This is a genomic window from Candidatus Pelagibacter sp. PS_40 (assembly GCF_059417765.1).
In genome coordinates this window covers 120001-137412 of the sequence record NZ_CM182064.1, presented here as the reverse complement: position 1 = coordinate 137412, position 17412 = coordinate 120001, and the positions used below count along the sequence as shown (strand labels likewise).

General features: G+C 22.2%; 18 protein-coding genes and 1 pseudogene (1 of these 19 only partly in view). 6 read left to right on the top strand and 13 right to left on the bottom strand.

Going from position 1 to position 17412, the window contains the following annotated elements; genetic code table 11:
- Window position 1: 1 nt before the first annotated feature.
- From AC5SLW_RS00720 to AC5SLW_RS00705, 4 genes are read right to left on the bottom strand one after another with little or no spacing between them, the layout of a single operon-like run.
- A complete protein-coding gene (locus tag AC5SLW_RS00720; RefSeq protein ID WP_494575259.1) occupies window positions 2-580 on the bottom strand; it encodes a D-sedoheptulose-7-phosphate isomerase in 579 nt (192 codons plus the stop codon).
- On the bottom strand, window positions 574-1371 hold the full coding sequence (locus tag AC5SLW_RS00715) for an SDR family oxidoreductase (RefSeq protein WP_494575257.1): 798 nt from the start codon (window positions 1369-1371) through the stop codon (window positions 574-576). Before AC5SLW_RS00715 ends, AC5SLW_RS00720 begins: the two co-directional genes overlap by 7 nt.
- Before the next feature lie 35 nt (window positions 1372-1406).
- A complete protein-coding gene (locus tag AC5SLW_RS00710; protein WP_494575255.1) occupies window positions 1407-2408 on the bottom strand; it encodes a glycosyltransferase family 2 protein in 1002 nt (333 codons plus the stop codon).
- Window positions 2409-2429: 21 nt separating this feature from the next.
- Window positions 2430-3371, bottom strand: coding sequence for an NAD-dependent epimerase/dehydratase family protein (locus AC5SLW_RS00705; protein WP_494575253.1), 942 nt, complete (start codon window positions 3369-3371; stop codon window positions 2430-2432).
- Between the two features lie 32 nt (window positions 3372-3403).
- Between AC5SLW_RS00705 and AC5SLW_RS00700 the strand changes: the two genes are divergently transcribed.
- Complete coding sequence (locus tag AC5SLW_RS00700) at window positions 3404-4099, top strand: class I SAM-dependent methyltransferase (RefSeq protein WP_494575251.1); 696 nt, start codon at window positions 3404-3406, stop codon at window positions 4097-4099.
- Window positions 4100-4197: 98 nt separating this feature from the next.
- Here AC5SLW_RS00700 and AC5SLW_RS00695 read toward each other — a convergent pair whose 3' ends face one another.
- The 5 genes and pseudogenes from AC5SLW_RS00695 to AC5SLW_RS00675 form a co-directional block, all read right to left on the bottom strand.
- Window positions 4198-5898 (bottom strand): hypothetical protein, encoded by a 1701-nt coding sequence (locus AC5SLW_RS00695; RefSeq protein ID WP_494575249.1) that lies wholly within the window; start codon window positions 5896-5898, stop codon window positions 4198-4200.
- A 70-nt stretch (window positions 5899-5968) separates the two neighbouring features.
- On the bottom strand, window positions 5969-7033 hold the full coding sequence (locus AC5SLW_RS00690) for a sugar phosphate nucleotidyltransferase (protein WP_494575247.1): 1065 nt from the start codon (window positions 7031-7033) through the stop codon (window positions 5969-5971).
- Window positions 7034-7121: 88 nt separating this feature from the next.
- On the bottom strand, window positions 7122-7787 hold the full coding sequence (locus tag AC5SLW_RS00685; RefSeq protein WP_494575245.1) for a cytidylyltransferase domain-containing protein: 666 nt from the start codon (window positions 7785-7787) through the stop codon (window positions 7122-7124).
- Between the two features lie 2 nt (window positions 7788-7789).
- Window positions 7790-9520, bottom strand: coding sequence for a carbamoyltransferase family protein (locus AC5SLW_RS00680; protein ID WP_494575243.1), 1731 nt, complete (start codon window positions 9518-9520; stop codon window positions 7790-7792).
- Window positions 9517-10415 (bottom strand): annotated as a pseudogene (locus AC5SLW_RS00675) (N-acetylneuraminate synthase family protein). Before AC5SLW_RS00675 ends, AC5SLW_RS00680 begins: the two are co-directional and overlap by 4 nt.
- A 347-nt stretch (window positions 10416-10762) precedes the next feature.
- Here AC5SLW_RS00675 and AC5SLW_RS00670 point away from each other — a divergent pair.
- Window positions 10763-12046 (top strand): radical SAM/SPASM domain-containing protein, encoded by a 1284-nt coding sequence (locus AC5SLW_RS00670; RefSeq protein WP_494575241.1) that lies wholly within the window; start codon window positions 10763-10765, stop codon window positions 12044-12046.
- A gap of 2 nt (window positions 12047-12048) precedes the next feature.
- On the opposite strand, the gene AC5SLW_RS00665 is transcribed toward AC5SLW_RS00670, so the two are convergent.
- On the bottom strand, window positions 12049-13173 hold the full coding sequence (locus tag AC5SLW_RS00665) for a DegT/DnrJ/EryC1/StrS family aminotransferase (RefSeq protein WP_494575239.1): 1125 nt from the start codon (window positions 13171-13173) through the stop codon (window positions 12049-12051).
- On the opposite strand from AC5SLW_RS00665, the gene AC5SLW_RS00660 reads away from it, so the two are divergent.
- Entirely contained in the window at window positions 13174-13833 is a 660-nt protein-coding gene (locus AC5SLW_RS00660; RefSeq protein WP_494575237.1) for a WbqC family protein, read from the top strand.
- Window positions 13826-14461, top strand: a complete 636-nt coding sequence (locus AC5SLW_RS00655) for a PIG-L deacetylase family protein (protein WP_494575235.1) — start codon at window positions 13826-13828, stop codon at window positions 14459-14461. Before AC5SLW_RS00660 ends, AC5SLW_RS00655 begins: the two co-directional genes overlap by 8 nt.
- A gap of 44 nt (window positions 14462-14505) precedes the next feature.
- On the opposite strand, the gene AC5SLW_RS00650 is transcribed toward AC5SLW_RS00655, so the two are convergent.
- Window positions 14506-14706 (bottom strand): hypothetical protein, encoded by a 201-nt coding sequence (locus tag AC5SLW_RS00650; RefSeq protein ID WP_494575233.1) that lies wholly within the window; start codon window positions 14704-14706, stop codon window positions 14506-14508.
- A gap of 51 nt (window positions 14707-14757) precedes the next feature.
- On the opposite strand from AC5SLW_RS00650, the gene AC5SLW_RS00645 reads away from it, so the two are divergent.
- Together AC5SLW_RS00645 and AC5SLW_RS00640 are read left to right on the top strand one after the other, a co-directional pair.
- The gene (locus AC5SLW_RS00645; RefSeq protein WP_494575231.1) at window positions 14758-15603 is read left to right on the top strand and encodes a hypothetical protein; all 846 of its coding nucleotides are present in this window, start codon (window positions 14758-14760) and stop codon (window positions 15601-15603) included.
- Window positions 15578-16234, top strand: coding sequence for a formyltransferase family protein (locus AC5SLW_RS00640; protein ID WP_494575229.1), 657 nt, complete (start codon window positions 15578-15580; stop codon window positions 16232-16234). The genes AC5SLW_RS00645 and AC5SLW_RS00640 overlap by 26 nt, the downstream gene beginning before the upstream one ends.
- 78 nt (window positions 16235-16312) lie before the next feature.
- On the opposite strand, the gene AC5SLW_RS00635 is transcribed toward AC5SLW_RS00640, so the two are convergent.
- Together AC5SLW_RS00635 and AC5SLW_RS00630 are read right to left on the bottom strand one after the other, a co-directional pair.
- A complete protein-coding gene (locus AC5SLW_RS00635; protein ID WP_494575227.1) occupies window positions 16313-17134 on the bottom strand; it encodes a polysaccharide biosynthesis protein in 822 nt (273 codons plus the stop codon).
- Window positions 17115-17412, bottom strand: the 3' portion of a protein-coding gene (locus AC5SLW_RS00630) for a polysaccharide biosynthesis protein (RefSeq protein WP_494575225.1). 65 nt of this gene lie beyond the right edge of the window; the window shows 298 of its 363 coding nt (coding positions 66-363); the start codon falls outside the window, past its right edge — the gene reads right to left on this strand; the stop codon is at window positions 17115-17117. Before AC5SLW_RS00630 ends, AC5SLW_RS00635 begins: the two co-directional genes overlap by 20 nt.

Below are 17412 nucleotides of genomic sequence, written 5' to 3'. Positions count from 1 at the left end.
TTTATTTCAATTTTATCTCAACTAATTCGCATAAATTGTGCAGTAAAACAAGGTGTAATTCCTGAATTCTATCAACTCTTTTAGCGGGTGCATTAATTTCAAAATTAGTTAATTTTTTATGTTTAAATTTTTTTTCTCCTGTGAATAAAACTGTCTTCATGCCTTTTGCTTTAGCAGATTTGATAGCATGAATAATATTTTCACTTTTACCGCTCGTTGAAAGTGCAATTAATATATCACCCCTGTTTCCAATTGCTTTTATTTGTTTTGAAAAAATTTCTTTAAAACTATAATCATTACCAATTGCAGTAATAATTGAGGTGTCAGTTGTTAAAGAAATAGCAGGTTGCTCTCTTCTTTCTTTAAGGTACCTGCCAACAAACTCAGCTGCAATGTGTGAAGCTTCGCTTGCTGATCCACCATTTCCACAAAATAAGAGCTTTTTGTTATTCTTTAATGAAGTGTGAATTAATCTAGACAACTTATCTATCTTATTAAGTAAATCAGAATTGATTAAAATATTAAGATTATCTCTTGTAGTTAAAATATTTCTTTTTAAAATTTTAATATTATCTACCATGCTGTTCTTCCTCCGTCTAAAACTAATGTCGAACCCGTCATATAAGACGAGTCATCAGAGATTAAAAATAAAATTGCATTTTCGTACTCACCTTGCCTTGCCATTCTCCCCAATGGTATTAATTTTTTTATTTTCTTTAAAAAGTTAGATTTTTGGTTATTAAAAATTCCTCCAGGTGCTAAAGCATTACATCTCATATTTTTATTTGCCCAATATGTTGCTGTATATTTAGTTAGACCAATTAAACCATGTTTTGAAATTGAGTAAGAGATTGGCTTAACAAAATCTAGTTTTTTTTCATTGTTATTATAAATTCTATTATCTGGTGATATTAATGCTAGATCAGAAGCAATATTCAAAATTACACCCCCTCCTTTTTTTGCCATATATGTACCAAAAATTTTGGTACATATTAATGAACCTATTAATGATACATTGATATCTTTTTTAAAATCATTAATAGAAAAGTTTTCTAATTTTAATTTGTTATTTTTTTTTAATGGAGGATAGTCAATTGATGCATTATTTATTAATATATCCAACCTTCTAAATTTATTTAATATTTCTGATAAAGCTTTTTTGACCCTCATTTCATTTGAAATATCACACCTTACAAAAATAATATTATTACCTTCAGATTTAAATTTTTTTTTGAGTAAATTTATTTTTTTTAAATTAATATCAATTACAACAGCTTTGCCACCATTACTTAAAACTGCGTTAATATGCTGGATACCTAAAAGACCAGCACCGCCTGTAATTACTACAACTTTATCTTTAATTTTGTTCATTAATTATACTAATTTACCTTCTATAAAATTCATTTTTAAAAATACTTTTCTTTTTTAACCCAACTATTTAACTTTTTATCAAATATAAATAAAAAATGATGCTTTATGAAACTTTTTATATATTGGATTTCCATAGGTAATTTATAATTGAAATATAACTTGTTAGATTTTTTTGCAAAGAAAATAAGTTTAATATTTAAATATAAAAATTTTAATACTTTTTTAAATAATCTTAAAATAACAAAAATTGAACTTTTATTATCTCTTAAAATAGAAAAGGAGTCATTAAACGCATGATACTTCGATCTTTCTATAAAATAAGATTTTGTAAGTCTTTTCGCTGGTAATTCATGAAAAACTTTACATTTATAATTATAAAAAGCTATAGTGTTATTTTTTGCACATTTATTTAAAAAACCAGTCTCACCATCACCTATAAAAATATTATCATAGCCACGTCCTATTAAATCAGGATGAAAACCATTTAATTTATAAAAAAGTTTCCTTTTAAATCCCATATTCATACCAAAAATAAAATTTGGTTTAATTGCTTTATTTTTATTTCCTAAATCTAAATAACTCAAATATGGACAATAATATTGATTTTCTGATAATTTTTTAAAATAAAATTTTCTTATCCAATTCAAAATTTTAATTTTTTTGTCTAATAGGTTTGGACCCCCAACTAAATTGTAGTATCTTAAAGACTTGATCATGTTTGATAAATGAGTATTTGCTAATTTTATGTCGTCATCTAATAATATTAAATTATTTGATTGTGCCATTTTAATACCTGCGTTCCTCGCATAGTGCAGACCTAATTGGGGTTCATGTATTATTTTACATTTAAAATTATTTTTTATTAAAAAGCTAGGAATAACTTCTGAAAAATAATATTTATTATTTTGTACAATTAAAAATTCAATATTTTTAAAATTTACATTTTTTTGATTTTTTAAAGATCTAAAAATTATTGTTAAATTTTTTAGGGGATTATAAGTTGGTATTATTATACTAGTTTTTATTAATCCACTCATATGATGATTGCATAATTTTGTTTATATTTGAGTTAACTGGCTTCCAATTAAATTTTTTTCTAGCTTTTTGAATATTTGCTTTAAGAATTGGAGCGTCTCCTTTTCTTTTTTTTTAGTTAAAATTTTAACATTTTTTTTATTAGTTACTTTTAAACCTATTTTTATTAATTGTCTTATCGAATATCCTCTTCCGGAACCTAAATTAACAATCTCATTAAATTTTTCTCTTTCAAAATTTTTCAACATTTTTTTAATAAATTCTCCAATATCTAGAGGATGAATAAAGTCTCTAATAGCGGTACCATCAGGCGTATCATAATTATCACCATTTATGTTTAAAGTTTTATTCTTTATAATTGACTCTAAAATTATAGGTACAATTCGATTTCCAGAGATTTTATTAAAACCAATTTTATATTTTCCACCTAACACTCCCGCAACATTGAAAAATCTCAAAATACAAAAATTTAAACCATACATTTTTGAAAATGAATGAATTTTTTTTTCAATATAAATTTTATTTTTTGCATATGGCGATAGTCCCATTAACTTACTAAAATTTTCATCTTTATAATTATTATTTCCATATACTAAGCAAGAGCTAGAAAATAAAATATTTTTACAATTATTATTCTTCATAACATTCAATATATTGAGTGAAACAAGCTGATTGTTCGTTTCATAAAGTTTTGTCCTTGCAAAAGATTCTTCAATAAATGCTAACCCTGAAAGATGAATAACTAAAAATGGTTTAATTTTTTTAAATATTTTATTTAGTTTATAAGAATTTTTTAGATCAGTTTTAAAAAATTTAATTTTATGTTTCTTAATAAATGAATGATTATTTTTATCTAAAACGATTATATTGTAGTTTTTATACTTATATAAAATGTATATAAGGTGAATTCCAATATAACCTGATCCACCAGTAATAATTATATTTTTATTTAATTTTTTTTTCATATAATCTGCTTATTACTTAAATGTTTACAACAATGTTAAAGAAAATACTATTTATACTTAAAGCTAACTTAAATTTAATTTTTATAATAAAAATTATAACTACAAATTATTTGTCAAAAAAAATTCATATTAAAAATAAGATAGCTTTTAAAAATTTTAAAAAAAAAATTACAAATAAACAGTTGAATTATTTTTGGTTTTTAAAAAATATTCCGTTTATAGTCTATTTTATTGAAAATAAAAAAGATAAGAAAATATTAGAAATTGGTTCGTATGAAGGATTATCTTCATGTTTTTTCCTTGATTATTATGCTAAAAGTTATCTTGTTTGTGTTGATCCATTTATAGAGCCAAATGAAGAGTATTATAATCAAAATTTTTCAATTACAGAAAAAAATTTTGACTATAATCTTAAAAAATATTCATCAAGATTTAAAAAAATAAGATTGAAGTCAGAAGACTTTTTTAAGGATCTCCCAATAGAAGAAAAATTTGATATTATTTTCATAGATGGTGAGCATAATGCTGATGTTGTTTATTTTGATGCTATTAATTCTTGGAAACATTTAAAAAAAGGTGGATATCTTATTTTTGATGATTTTTTCTGTGATGAATTTAAAAATAAAAACAACAATCCAATAATTGGTATAAAAAAGTTTACAGAGAAGTGTTCAGATTTTAAAATTGTTGCATTGTACTCCCAGCTTATATTAAAAAAAATTAGTTAAAAGCTTAATAGATATTAAAGGTTAATATGAAATAATTGGATTGTATTGATAATTGATTATTATGAAAATAAAGTAGTACGATTTATTAAACTAGTAATTTATTGTCTTATGTATTTTAACAAATCACTTTCGCTTTTAATCGTAACTGTGTTCTTTTTTTTTATTAATTTCTGAAATCTAGTAAGTTTAATATTTTCAGATGAAAAAATTTGTTGATTTTTATGATTAATTTTAAATGAATCACTCATGACTGCTACCGTATTTTTTTTTATAAGGTTGAAATAAATTTTATTTGGATAATGTAAAAATAAAAATTTTTTAAAATTTTTATCAATAAGCTCATACGAACAATTTTGAATTAAAGTAAATTTTTTTAAATAAGTTGAGAAATAATTTTTCCAGAAGGTTTCTTGTTCTAGCAAAGGATGCATTTTAATATATATATCTACATCATTAATTTTTGAAAAAAATATGTTTAGTTTTTCTAAATTTTTCAAAATAATATTTCTATGATTGTCTGAAGAAATAATATCACTAATTGGGTAATTATTTTGCAATAAAACTATTAATCTTTTTTTTTTATTTTTTTGTAAATTTAATAATTTATCATTAAAAATATATTCGTTGACTTTAAATTTAAAAGGATTTTTTTTTAAATTTAATTTTTTTTTGTGGATAAGTTTTTCTAACTTATCTTGATATAGTAAAACAGATTTAGAGTTACTCAAATATGTGGGAAGTAGTGTAGAATGTGGAATAAGATAGTTAAAACCAGTATAAACCTTATCTAAAGACAAAACAGGCATAAAACTTTCAAGGTCCCACAAATTACTTATAAAGATATTCTTTATTTCTTTATTTTTAAAATGTCTTTGAATAGTAAAATACTGATTTAACAGTTTATTAATTCTATAAAAAAAATATTTATTAATATAATGATCAAAATTATTAAATTCTTTTTTATAATTTTTTATAATTTTTTTATTTATTATTTTAAAAATAGGTTGAATCTTACTTTTATAACAGGTTTGATCATAGTTATTATAAAAACTAATATTATGATTAAAAATATTTTTATATTTAATCATAAATTCTGATTTTTCATTAATCCCTAATAAAAATAAAGTTATTTTTTTTTTGATATTTGAAAATCTGAATAATTCATTTTTATTCAAAAAAATAACATCTACATATTTTTTTTTATTTTTAAAAATAGAAATAATAATTGTAGTTTTTTTTATTAGCCTAATCATTAAATTTATGAATTTTTGCGCTAGACTTTTAAAGAAATTAATATGATAAATGTTACTACTGTTTTGATTTTTAAATGTAATTTTTGTTTTAGTATTACAGTGATTAAAAAAAGACCCAAGAACTATTGCGTTTTGCTTCTTTGAATAAAATTCAAAAAAATTTTTATAATCTATTCTTTCCCCATAATAAACAATATGATTAGAATTAAAAAAAGATAATTTTTTTGCTAAATGATGTCCGGTAATTAAAGAATCTAAAAAATAATGTAGAGAATAATAATCATAAGTAATTATTTTCTTAATTAAACTTGTGCTTTTTTTGAAATTAAAAATACGGTTCCAAATTTGAATTCTTTTTTTAAATATAACATTTTTATCTTGATTATTTAAAAAACTTTCAAAGAAATAAAATTTTAATTTATTGTTTTTACAAAAAAGGGCTGATTCAAGATTTATACAAATTAATTTATAGTTCTTATTTTTGTAATAAACTAATAACTTTTTTTCTATTCTATTAGAGTTTATTATTAGATAGTTTTTTGCCATATAGTAAATTATTAATTTAAATTTAATTGATAATTTTATTAGTTGACCTGTTTTCTTTATATCCCCTTCATCAATAAAATATTTTCTTTTTAGAGAATATATTTCTTATTTTTTCAAGATTTTTTTTATTAGCAATATCCATCCAAAATTCAATTAATGGATATCCGCCAACCTTTAGTTTTTTTCTGATGGCATAATTGATTAAACTATCCATATTTAAAAATTCTTTTTTAACTAAATCAAATATTTTTTCATCCATGCAATATATCCCTGCATTTAAAAAAGAGATTTTAATTTTTTTTTCTTCAATTTTTCTTATTTGTAATTTTTTTAAGGTGATCTCACCATAGCTTGATTGAGTTTGAACTGGTTTTAGGACTATTGTTAAATTATTTTTCATTATTTTGTGGAAGTTGACAAGTGATCTGTAATTTAAATCACTTACAATATCTCCATTTGATAAAATTATTGGAAATTTTAATTTTTTTTTATCAATATTAGAAATTCCACCAATTGTGCCCTGTTCTTTATTTTCTTTGATTACTTCTACAAGTGTTGTGTAATCTTTATTTTTTTTGATTTTTTTTGTTATTTGACTCGATAAGTAATTTGTTATCACATAGACTTTATCTTCACCAATTTCTCTATATGAATAAATCAAATTATCTAAAATTGTATTTCTTTTATTTAATAACATTAATGGCTTTGGTCTATTAGCAGTATATGGCCTCAACCTTAAACCTTTCCCACCAGCCATTATAACCATTGAATTTTTAATTTTTTTATTAAAGTTAATTGATTGAATATCTATAAAATTTACTACTTGATATCTTTTATTCACTACAAGTAAAAAATTTACTTTTGTTTTTTTAAAAGTATTCTTTATTTTATCAATACTATCACTCTCAAAAACAAATTTTGGGGAGTGGTTATAAATATTTTTAATTGTGTCAGATAATTTTTTTTTTTTTAATAATGCCCGTCTTATGTCAGCATCTGTTAAAATTCCAATTAATTTGTCTTTCCTATCCTTAATATAAAGAAATTGTTTATTAGTAGAATTTAATTTTTTTAAACAGTTTAGTATCGTTTCATATTTATTAACTGAAAGTTTTTTTAATATTTTATTATTCATTTAATCCATAAAAATGAGTTATCATTATTTTATCAACTATATATATATCATTAATAAATTTTAAAAGAAATTTTTCTTTAATCTAAAGCTATTTAAATTTAAAAAATTTATTAAATTTTTTTAAATTAGGATTTTTTATTTTTGAATATAAATATTTCAAAAATTTAAAATCATCAATAGTATCTAGGGTAATTCTTATAGGGGGGGTGTGAAAAATTTTAGGAGGTTTTAAAATTTTCGATTTATTTTTTTTTAACATGTGACAAGTAACATGTTCTTTTCCATAACTGGATTGGTCCGAATTAAGATGTTTAAAAAAATATTCACTTTTAAATATTTCTACTGAAAAACCTGGAGAAACATAATCGTGATTAACTTTTAAGTAAGAAATTTGGTTATTTTTTTTTATATAATTTAAGAGGTATCTTAATAGATCTATATCTATTAATGGATTATCACCAGTCGCTCTTATTACTAGATCTGCGTTTTCTTTTTTTTGTATTATTTCAAATCTTTTTCTAACATTATTTTCGTCTCCAAAAAAAATATTCGTTTTATTCTTTAGAATACTAAAAATTTTTTTATTTTTTTTAAACGGTCCTGTTGCAATATAAACTTTATCGATAAACTTACATTTTTTTACTTTATCAATAATTATTTCAATGGAACTTCTATTTTTGTAAATTGGTAGTATAGACTTAGCAAATAATCTTTTAGAATTTACTCTTGCTTGGAGTATAAAAAGCGTCTTCATTATTATTTTTTATTTTTTTCAATAACATAATTGCCTAATATTAAGCAATCTAACCCTGAAATATGAAATGTTTTAATTGCATCCTCTGGTGAAAATACCATTGGCTCTCCTTTTATATTAAAGGATGTATTAATCAAAATTGGTACTTTTGAAATCTTATTAAATTCACATAAAAGTTTATAAAACAAGTTATTAGAACTTTTTGAAACAGTTTGAACTCTAGCAGAACCATCTACGTGACAAACTGATTTTAAATTATTCTTAAACTTATTTTTTAAAAAATAAATTTTTTCCATATAAGGTACTTTATTTTTTGAATTTGTTGAAAAATAATAGTCAAATTTTTCTTCTATAATTGCAGGTGCAAATGGTCTAAAATCTTCTCGATATTTAATTGCAGAATTTAAAATAGTTTTTACATTTTTCATTAATGGATTTGCTAATATTGACCTATTGCCTAAGGCGCGCTGTCCAAATTCAGAATTTCCCTGAAACCAACCTATTATTTTCTTTTGATGAAGCAAATTTGCAGCTTTTTTTTCAATTTTTTTTACTTTTTCAAATTTTAATTTATATTTTTTTAAAATTTTGAAAATTTCATAATCTGGATAAGAATTTCCTAAATAAGGATTATTTAAATTACTTACTTTTATTTTATTTTTTATGATATTATTTTTCAAATATAATGCAGCACCTATTGAATTTCCACTATCATCTGGTGCAAAAGGGACATAAAAATTTAAATTTTTAAATTTTCTTTCTAAATTTCCATTCATTAAACAATTCATAAATATTCCACCAGATAGACAAATATTTTTTATACCTGTCTTTTTTGAAAAAAAATTAATTTTAAAATTAGTTACCTCCTCCAAAACTTGTTGTAATGCATTGGCTATTAAAATTTGTTTTTTGGTTGGTCTGTCGGAATTATTATTCGGCTCACCTAAAATTTTAATTAAATTGTTATTAAATAATCCTGGTTTTGATGGGTAATACCCATTAAATAAATCTAAGTTAATTTTATAATTACCCTCTTGATTATAAGTGATTAAATTTTTTCTAAAAATGTCATAATATTTATTATTGTTAACTTTAATTAAATTTGATATTGCCATAACTTTCCATTCGTCAGAATTAGCTCTAAATCCTAAGTATTCAGTAATTGACGCATATAGCATGCCAAGTGAATTGGGATAATCTATTTCTTCAATTTTTTCAAATTTTCCATTTTGGCAAATATAAACCGAAGAACACGCAATTTCACCCTGCAAATCAAATACAAAGGTCAAAGCTGTATTAAATTTAGACTGATAAAAAGAGTTAGCCGCGTGTGCCTCATGATGGTTTACAAAATAAGTTTTAAATGAGTTATTATTAAAAAAAAATTCTTGTTTAGTTAAGGTGGATGTCAGTTTATCTCTCTTGGAGCTTATATTAAGAACATTATCTGGAAAAGATATCAAATGCTCAGAAAAATGTTTTTTTTGGGATGATATAATTGGATTAAATTTATTTAAATAAACACCTGGATTAACAGAATTTACAAAATAATCTATTTTCCTTAAATCTAAATTATATCTTTTTTTTAATAAATTAATTGACTGGGTTGGAAAACTTTTTGAATTTTTTGATCTATTCAGCCTTTCCTCAGGTGTCGCAAAAACTAACTTATTTTTTGAGATCAAGCATATTGATGAAATAAAAAAATCATAACTAAAGCCAATTATATTCATTTAAAATCATTTCTTTTTACAATACTAAATTTTATAACATTTTTTTTCATCTTATAAGATTTATTACTTTTAATTTTATTAATCATTTTAAAATTTAAACCTGGTCTTGCTTCAAATAAATTATCCCTAGCTAGATAATCATTTTTTTTAAAATCTTCTTTATAATATAGTCCTTTTCTAAATATCTTTTGGTTTTTTTTATCTGGTCTTTCAAGTTTTAAAAAGTTTTTTCCGGTAGATTTTACTTTAAAGTCAATTAAATCATAAAAAAAATTAATATCCTTATAATCTACTGAAATATTATGGTCAAAATCTTTTCTTTTTTTATCAAAAGTAAAATGTTTTTCTATTACTGAGGTTTTATAATCTAAAGACGAAATCATTCCAAAAATGTTTTCAGAATGATCAGACAAACCAATTGGAAATTTAAATATTTTGTTATAATAGTTTATATTTTCTAAGTTTAAATCTTTTGCTAATGTTGGGTAATTTGAAATACAATGTAAAATAATAATTTTTTTATTATATTTAGAAATTAAATTAATTTTTTGTTTTGTATTTTGTAAATCTGACATTCCTGTAGAAAATACTACCGGTTTTTTAAACTTTGCTACATGTTTTAATAAATCGTCATTATTGTTATCCATAGATGAAATTTTATGGGCTAAAACACCTATTTTATCTAAAAAATCAAATGATCTTTTTGAGTAAGCGGTACATAAAAAAGTAATTTTTTTTTTTCTGAATATTCTTTAAGTTTTAATATATTTGATTTTGTTAAATACATTTTTTTTAGCAAATTATAACCTTTTGAATTTTTTAAATAAAAATCATCTAGTTCAAAATATTGAAATTTAATAGCATCAGCCTTTGTCTTTGAGGCATCATCTATCATTTTAAAAGCCTTAGACATACTTCCCTCATGATTAATACCAGCTTCAAGAATGAGATAAGGTCTATTTTTATCGAGCAATATTTTTTTTTTGTTTATGAAAATAGTCATAGTTGGTTCAATATAACTTCTTTGGAATAATTTTTTTTTTTGAAATTGTAAACATATAAAATTTAGTTATTAATTTATTATTTAATGCTAATAATGAGAAGATCATAGCAAAAAATTAAATGCCTTAGTTAAGTATTTTTTGTTATATATTATAGTATCTAGAATACCATATGGCTGTTTACTATTGCTTAAGATAAATTTATAGTTTAAGTAGATTATTATAATATATATACAATTATATGAATAATTTATTTGGTTCAAATCCTAAATTAAAAATCTATCCAAGAGAAAAAGAATTAAAAACTAAATGGGAGGGAAAAAATGAAACAGTTACAGTCAATGAGAGCCAATTTAGTTTATTAAAAAGTGAAAATGAAGAAAAAGAATTCAAAAAAAAACAGTTTTCAAATCCTGAAGATTTAAAAAAATATAATCATTATAGAGAGGAATGGTATAGAAGAGCAAAAGAATTTGATCATGGCAATGCGCCTTTGGCGGTGACAATTGAATTGGTTAGTACTTGCAACTTGGGTTGTACTATGTGCTACACTATAACTGAAGAATTTCAGTCTTCTGTAGTCGGATCAACAAGAATGCTCCCTTGGCCAGTTGTAAAAAATATAATTGATGAGTGCTGTGAGATAGGAGTTTATTCAATTCTTTTCAGCTGGAGAGGGGAGTCTAGCCTTTATAGATACAAAAATGAAGATGGCTCCATAACTACTTTTACTGATGTTCTCAGTTATGCTGTCAAAAAAGGAATTTTAGAAGTAACTTCATTAACTCATGGCCAAAATTTTTCGGATGAATTTTGTGAAAATTTAGTGAAAGCTCAACCAAATTGGATAAGTTTTTCTATAGATGGTTTAGGTGAAGATTATAATAAAATAAGAACACCAAGGAACAAAAAAAAAGATAAATCATACGATGCTTTTGAAAAAGTAATTAATACAATTAGAAAAATTAATTATTATAAAAATGAGCTTAATCTTGTAAGACCACAAATTAGAACTAATGCAATATTTCCCTCTATAAGTCGTAATGTTGAAGAATATAAAAATTTTATGTATGAAAATGGTGTAAGCTGGTGCACTGTAAATGAAATATTAGATTTTAGATCTGATGATTTAAATGATGATGAAATTAAAAAAGATTGGGCATGTCAATATCCATTTCAAAGACTTACAGTAGCTGCAAATGGTGTCTTGCTTCCTTGCACAGGTGCACATAATGAAGAAAAAGAACTTAACTTAGGTCAATATATGGATACAGAAGCAAAAAAAATAAAACTTGGTAAAGATTTAGTTAATACTAAACCAGAATTTTTTAATATCAAAGATGTGTGGGAGTCAAAAAAAATAAATTATATTAGACAAAAACATAAGGCAGGTGAGAGAAAAGATTTAAAAAAAGGTTGTAGAAATTGTAGACATGGAGCAAAAAAGCAAGGTGCAGATTATGTCCCTATTGATTGGGATTTTGAAACCATGGACTGGAAAGGTCATGATTTTAAGCATGGATGATACTATAAAATTTTTTTTAAGATTTTAACTATATAATTTATATTTTTTTCTTTTAACGAGGGGTAAAGAGGCAAAGTAAGAATTCTATCATAAAAAGAGTCAACTGTTTTAATACCTCTTGCATTTGTCTTGTATGCTTTAAGTTTATGTATAGGTTTATAATGAATACTGGTCTCAATTCCATGATAAAATAATTTAGTAATAATTTTTCTTCTATCACAATTTTTTGGCAGCAATATTGGAAATATGTGATACGAATATTTGTCTTTTTTTCTATCTGTAAATGGTATTTTAACATTTAAATTATTATATTTAATTTTTTTAACATAATGAGTGTATAAATACTTTCGTCTTTTATTAAAATTGTTTATTTTTTTTAATTGCTCAATTCCAATAGCAGCCTGGATATCTGTTAATCTAAAATTATATCCAAATTCATTTATCTCGTAGCCTGGATAAAAATTATTTTTGTTATTTTCTCTAATTATATTATGAGATTTTAAATTTCTAATTTTATTTATAATTGTTTTTTTACCAACAACCATACCTCCTTCTCCAGTAGTAAAATTTTTATTTCCATAGAAACTAAAAGTTGATAGATCAAAATCTAGTCCTAAAAATTTATTCTTATTTTTTGAAAAAAGTGCATGACAAGTATCTTCAATTACTGCAATATTATATTTTTTTGATATATTTTTTATAGCTGGGATATCACAAGGAAAACCTGCAAAATGAACTATAATTATTGCTTTAGTTTTTTTAGTAATTTTTTTTTCTACACTTAATGGACTTATATTCCAATCTAGGTCTGAAATTGAGTCGCATAAAACAGGTTTTGCTCCTAGTTGTGTTATAGCAGATGCATCAGCAACAAATGTTAAAGATGGTATTATTACTTCATCTCCTCTAGTAATTCCTAAAGCTTTTAAGCTGAGCATTAATGCCGAGGTACAATTTGATACAGTACAGCAATCAATATTTTTTAATTTATTAATATTTATTTTTTTTAAAAAGGCTTTCTCAAATTTCAAATTATATTTTCCAGATGTTAAAAAGCCGCTTTTTAAAACAAGTTCTGTTGCTTTTATTTCTTGTTTGCCTATATTAGTTTTATAAAAGTTAATCATATGTTAGAAAAGAAGTTTGTATTTATTCACCAGCCAGATTTTTTACCATGGAAAGGTTTTTTTAAAAAGTTAAAAAAAAGTCAATTATTTGTTGTTCTTGACGATGTCAAGTTTAATAGACGTGGATGGACGAATAGGGATAAAATTTTAATAAACAGCAAGCCTACTTGGATAACAATACCAGTCCAAAACAAAGGAAACTATAATGAAATAATAAAAAATATTAAAATAGATTATAAAAATAATTGGACAAGTAAATTATTTAAAATTTTGGAACATAATTATAGAAAAGCCCCTTGTTTCGATTCTCACTACGAGTTTATAAAAAAGATTATCAGTGATGAACATGAGTATTTAATAGATTTGAATATGAAGTTAATAAAATATGTTATGAATTATTTTAATATCAAAAATGATACTATTTTTTCAAGTAATTTGTTTATAAAAGAAAAAAAAGGGTTTAAAATTTTAGAGATTTTAAAACAAACAAACGCTACAAATTATATTACTGGTATAGGATCAAAGGATTATTTGGATGAAAATTTACTTAGCCAAAATAATATTAAAACTGAATATTTAAAAAATAACAATAATCTTGATGATAATTTGTCGATTTTACACTATCTTTTTAATTCAAATAAAAAAGATTTAAATGTTTAAAAATAAAAAAATTTTATTCATTGGTGCACATCAAGACGATCTTGAAATTGCATGCGGTGGTACAATTTTAAATTATCAAAAGTATTCTGAGATTCACTATTTAATAGTAACTGACTCAATAATAAAGAACAAAAAAGTTATTAGAAATAAAAGAAGTGTTAAAAAAAATTTTACCGAAATAAAAAAGAAATTGGATATTAAAAGTTTTACTAACTTAAATTTTAAATGTAACAAGCTTATATTTAATGATGACTTAGTAGTGAATATTTTAAGGGTTATAGAAAAAATAGAACCAGACATTATCTTCACACACTGGCCAAATGATATACATCAAGACCATAGTGCAGTGGGAAAATCCTCAATATCAGCTGGTAGACACGTTAAGAATATACTTTTTTATAGAAGTAATTTTTATCAACCCACAACCCCATTTAATAAAAATTTGTTTATAAATATCTCTAAAAATTTTCAAAAAAAAATAAATATTATTAAAATCTATAAAGACGAATTAAAAAGGCATTCATATAAATGGTTGAATCAAATTGAAAATTTAAACTCTTTTGATGGTAAATTAATTAATGCTGATTATGCGGAAAGCTTTGAAATAAATAAAATATCTATTGATTAATTTAGAAATAACCAGAAATAATTGATAGTACATTTGTTCCTTTTTTAAAATTTTAAGGTGAAAAAGAATAACAAAAAACATTTTTTTGAATTTACTTTTATTTTAACTATATCTTCTTGAAAATTTTTAAACTTATCAATATTTATTAGGGCTATTTTCAATGCAGGATTAAAAATTTTATCAACTAGATTTAAATCTTTAGATTTAAGCTTCTTTTTACGTTTAGAAAGTACGTATTTAGACATTTAATTTAAATTTTTTTAATATAGGTTTCTATGTATAGCTAAATTATTGTGATGAAAAACAAAAAAAAAATTTTATTTATAACTAATGCTGGATCAAAAAAATATCTTGGGTTTGGACATTTATTCAGGTGTATTAATATTGGTTTGTTTTTTAAAAGTTCATATGAAATTTACTTTAAAACAAATACTCTAATATCAAAAAAAATATTGAAAAAATATAAATTTATTAAAAAACATAATTCATCAATACAATATAATTACATTTTAATTGACTTACCTAATTCAAATAAAATAAATTTTAAAAAATATTTTAAAAGTAAGATTATAATTATTGATGAATTTAATAACTTTAAAAATATAAATAAATTTAAAATATTTAGATCTTCAAATTTCAAAAAATTTTATTTTTTAAAATTTGCATTTGTTTTAAATCACTCAAATAATCAAAACAATATTCAAAATAAAAATTTGGATTACTTGATTTCATTTGGGGGAAGTGATTATTATAATTATTCTAAAATAATTTATAAATATCTTTCAAAACATAAAAATTTAACATTTAAGTTTTTAAGACAATTTATTGAGAATAAAAATATTCCAAAAAGCAAAATTATAAATAATTATGCCACAATATTTAATAAATACAAAGTAAAATGTTTCATAGGTTCGGGGGGGAATACCATGTTCGAAATGATAAGTAAAAAAATTCCATGTTTAATTTTACCAACCAATAAAATAGAAAGAAGATATGTTATAAAATTTAAAAATTTTACTAATATTAATTTTTTAGATATCAATAAGAATATAAATTCACAATACATGGGAGTTAAATACAAAAAAAACATTTCAATTAATAAAAGAAAAATAATAAATGAATACAGTAAAATCTTTAGATAAAAAATATTTAATCATTTTTGATAAAAAAAATAATATTAATTATTCATATTTTTCTTTAAAAAGATTAAAAGATAAAATTAAAAGAAAAGTAAAAATTAAAGTTTCATTTAATGAAAGAGATATAAAAAATTTTCAAAATATTTTTTTAGTCGGTTTCACCTCAAAGATAAAATTACAAAAAAATAAAAATTACTTTACTGTTCATGAAAGTGCATTACCAAAAGATCGTGGTTCCTCTCCTCTAAAGTGGCAAATAATGAAAAAGAAAACAAATTTTACTTCAACTCTTTTTAAACTAAATGATAAATTAGATTCTGGTGACATAGCATTTCAAGAGAATTTTAAAATAAAAAAAACAGATATGTTTAATGAAATAAAGCTTAAACAAATGATAGTTACTGAAAGTTTAATATCTCGTTTTATAAATAAACACAAATATATAAAATTATATAAACAAAAAGGTAAACCAACTTATCTACCAAAACTTACAAATTTGAATGATAAAATTGATCCAAGAAAACCTCTAATAGAACAATTTGATATAATTAGGTCAACTAATCCACTATATAAAAATTTTTTTTATATAAATGGAAAAAAGTTTCAAATTACAATCAATAAGTTTAAAAATTAAAATTAATATATTATTTATTAACATTTCTTTATTAACAAATTATTAAATAAAAAATTTAAAATAGTACTAAATTTTAAATTATATAGTTCTGCTTACTTTATAAACTTTTTTTTTTATTTTATATGAATTATGATTTTTAAATAGATAATCTTTAATTTTATTTATTTTATCAAATTTGGAAATTTTTTTAAGAATAGTTGGTAAATTTTTTATTTTACATTTCAATTTAATTTTACAAATTGTTTTATCAAAAATATCTGGATAAATTTTTTCATTAACTTCAGAAAATTCCTCAAAGTACTTTTGCCCATGGTTGTTAGGTGAAGTTAACAAAACTGGGAATTTACTTTTAATATTCTTATTTTTAGAACTTATTTTTTTTATGAAATTTGGTTTATATTTTTTTAATTGCAATATTTTGATTACTACATTTTTAATCAAATGCTTTTTATTTAAAACCTTATTGTTTGGGATTATGATATGACCATTATTTCTTTCTAATAAAGATTTCATACAAAGAGAACTTGCTTCTCTATGCGTAATAAAAAATCTTTTTATAATTCTTGGTATACCAAATATTTCTTTTTTGTTTATACGGTCTACTGCATACTTTAAAATACTACCATTGGAAAAACTTACATTTGCAAATCTTACACTTGATACAAAAATTTTTTTGTTTTTTTTTTTAAAATAAGACAAATTTTCTTCCATTAAAGATTTGCTTACACCTAATAAGCTTGTTGGGTTTACAGTTTTGTCTGTTGAAACAGAAAAAACACATTTTAAATATTTATTATTTATTACAGTAGGTATAAATTTATCTGAATTTGTCATAAACATATACTTAGTTGAAAGTAACTCTTCTTCACTTCTTACATGTTTAATCGCTGCAAAATTCAAATAATGAGAAATTTTTTTTTTTTAAAAAATCGTCTAAATTAATTAAAACTAAATCTGAACAAATATAATGAATTTTTTTAATTATTTTTTTGCTACATTTTAAAATTAATTCTCTATTTAATTCTGTAAGTTCATTCTCATTTTTATCTAATAAATAAATCTTGTTAAAATTATAGTTAATAATATCTTTACAAAAGGCTTTGCCTATTGACCCAGCAGCACCAGTTATTAGTACATTCGAATTATGAAATGTTTTGAATGATTCTTTTTTGTCTTTT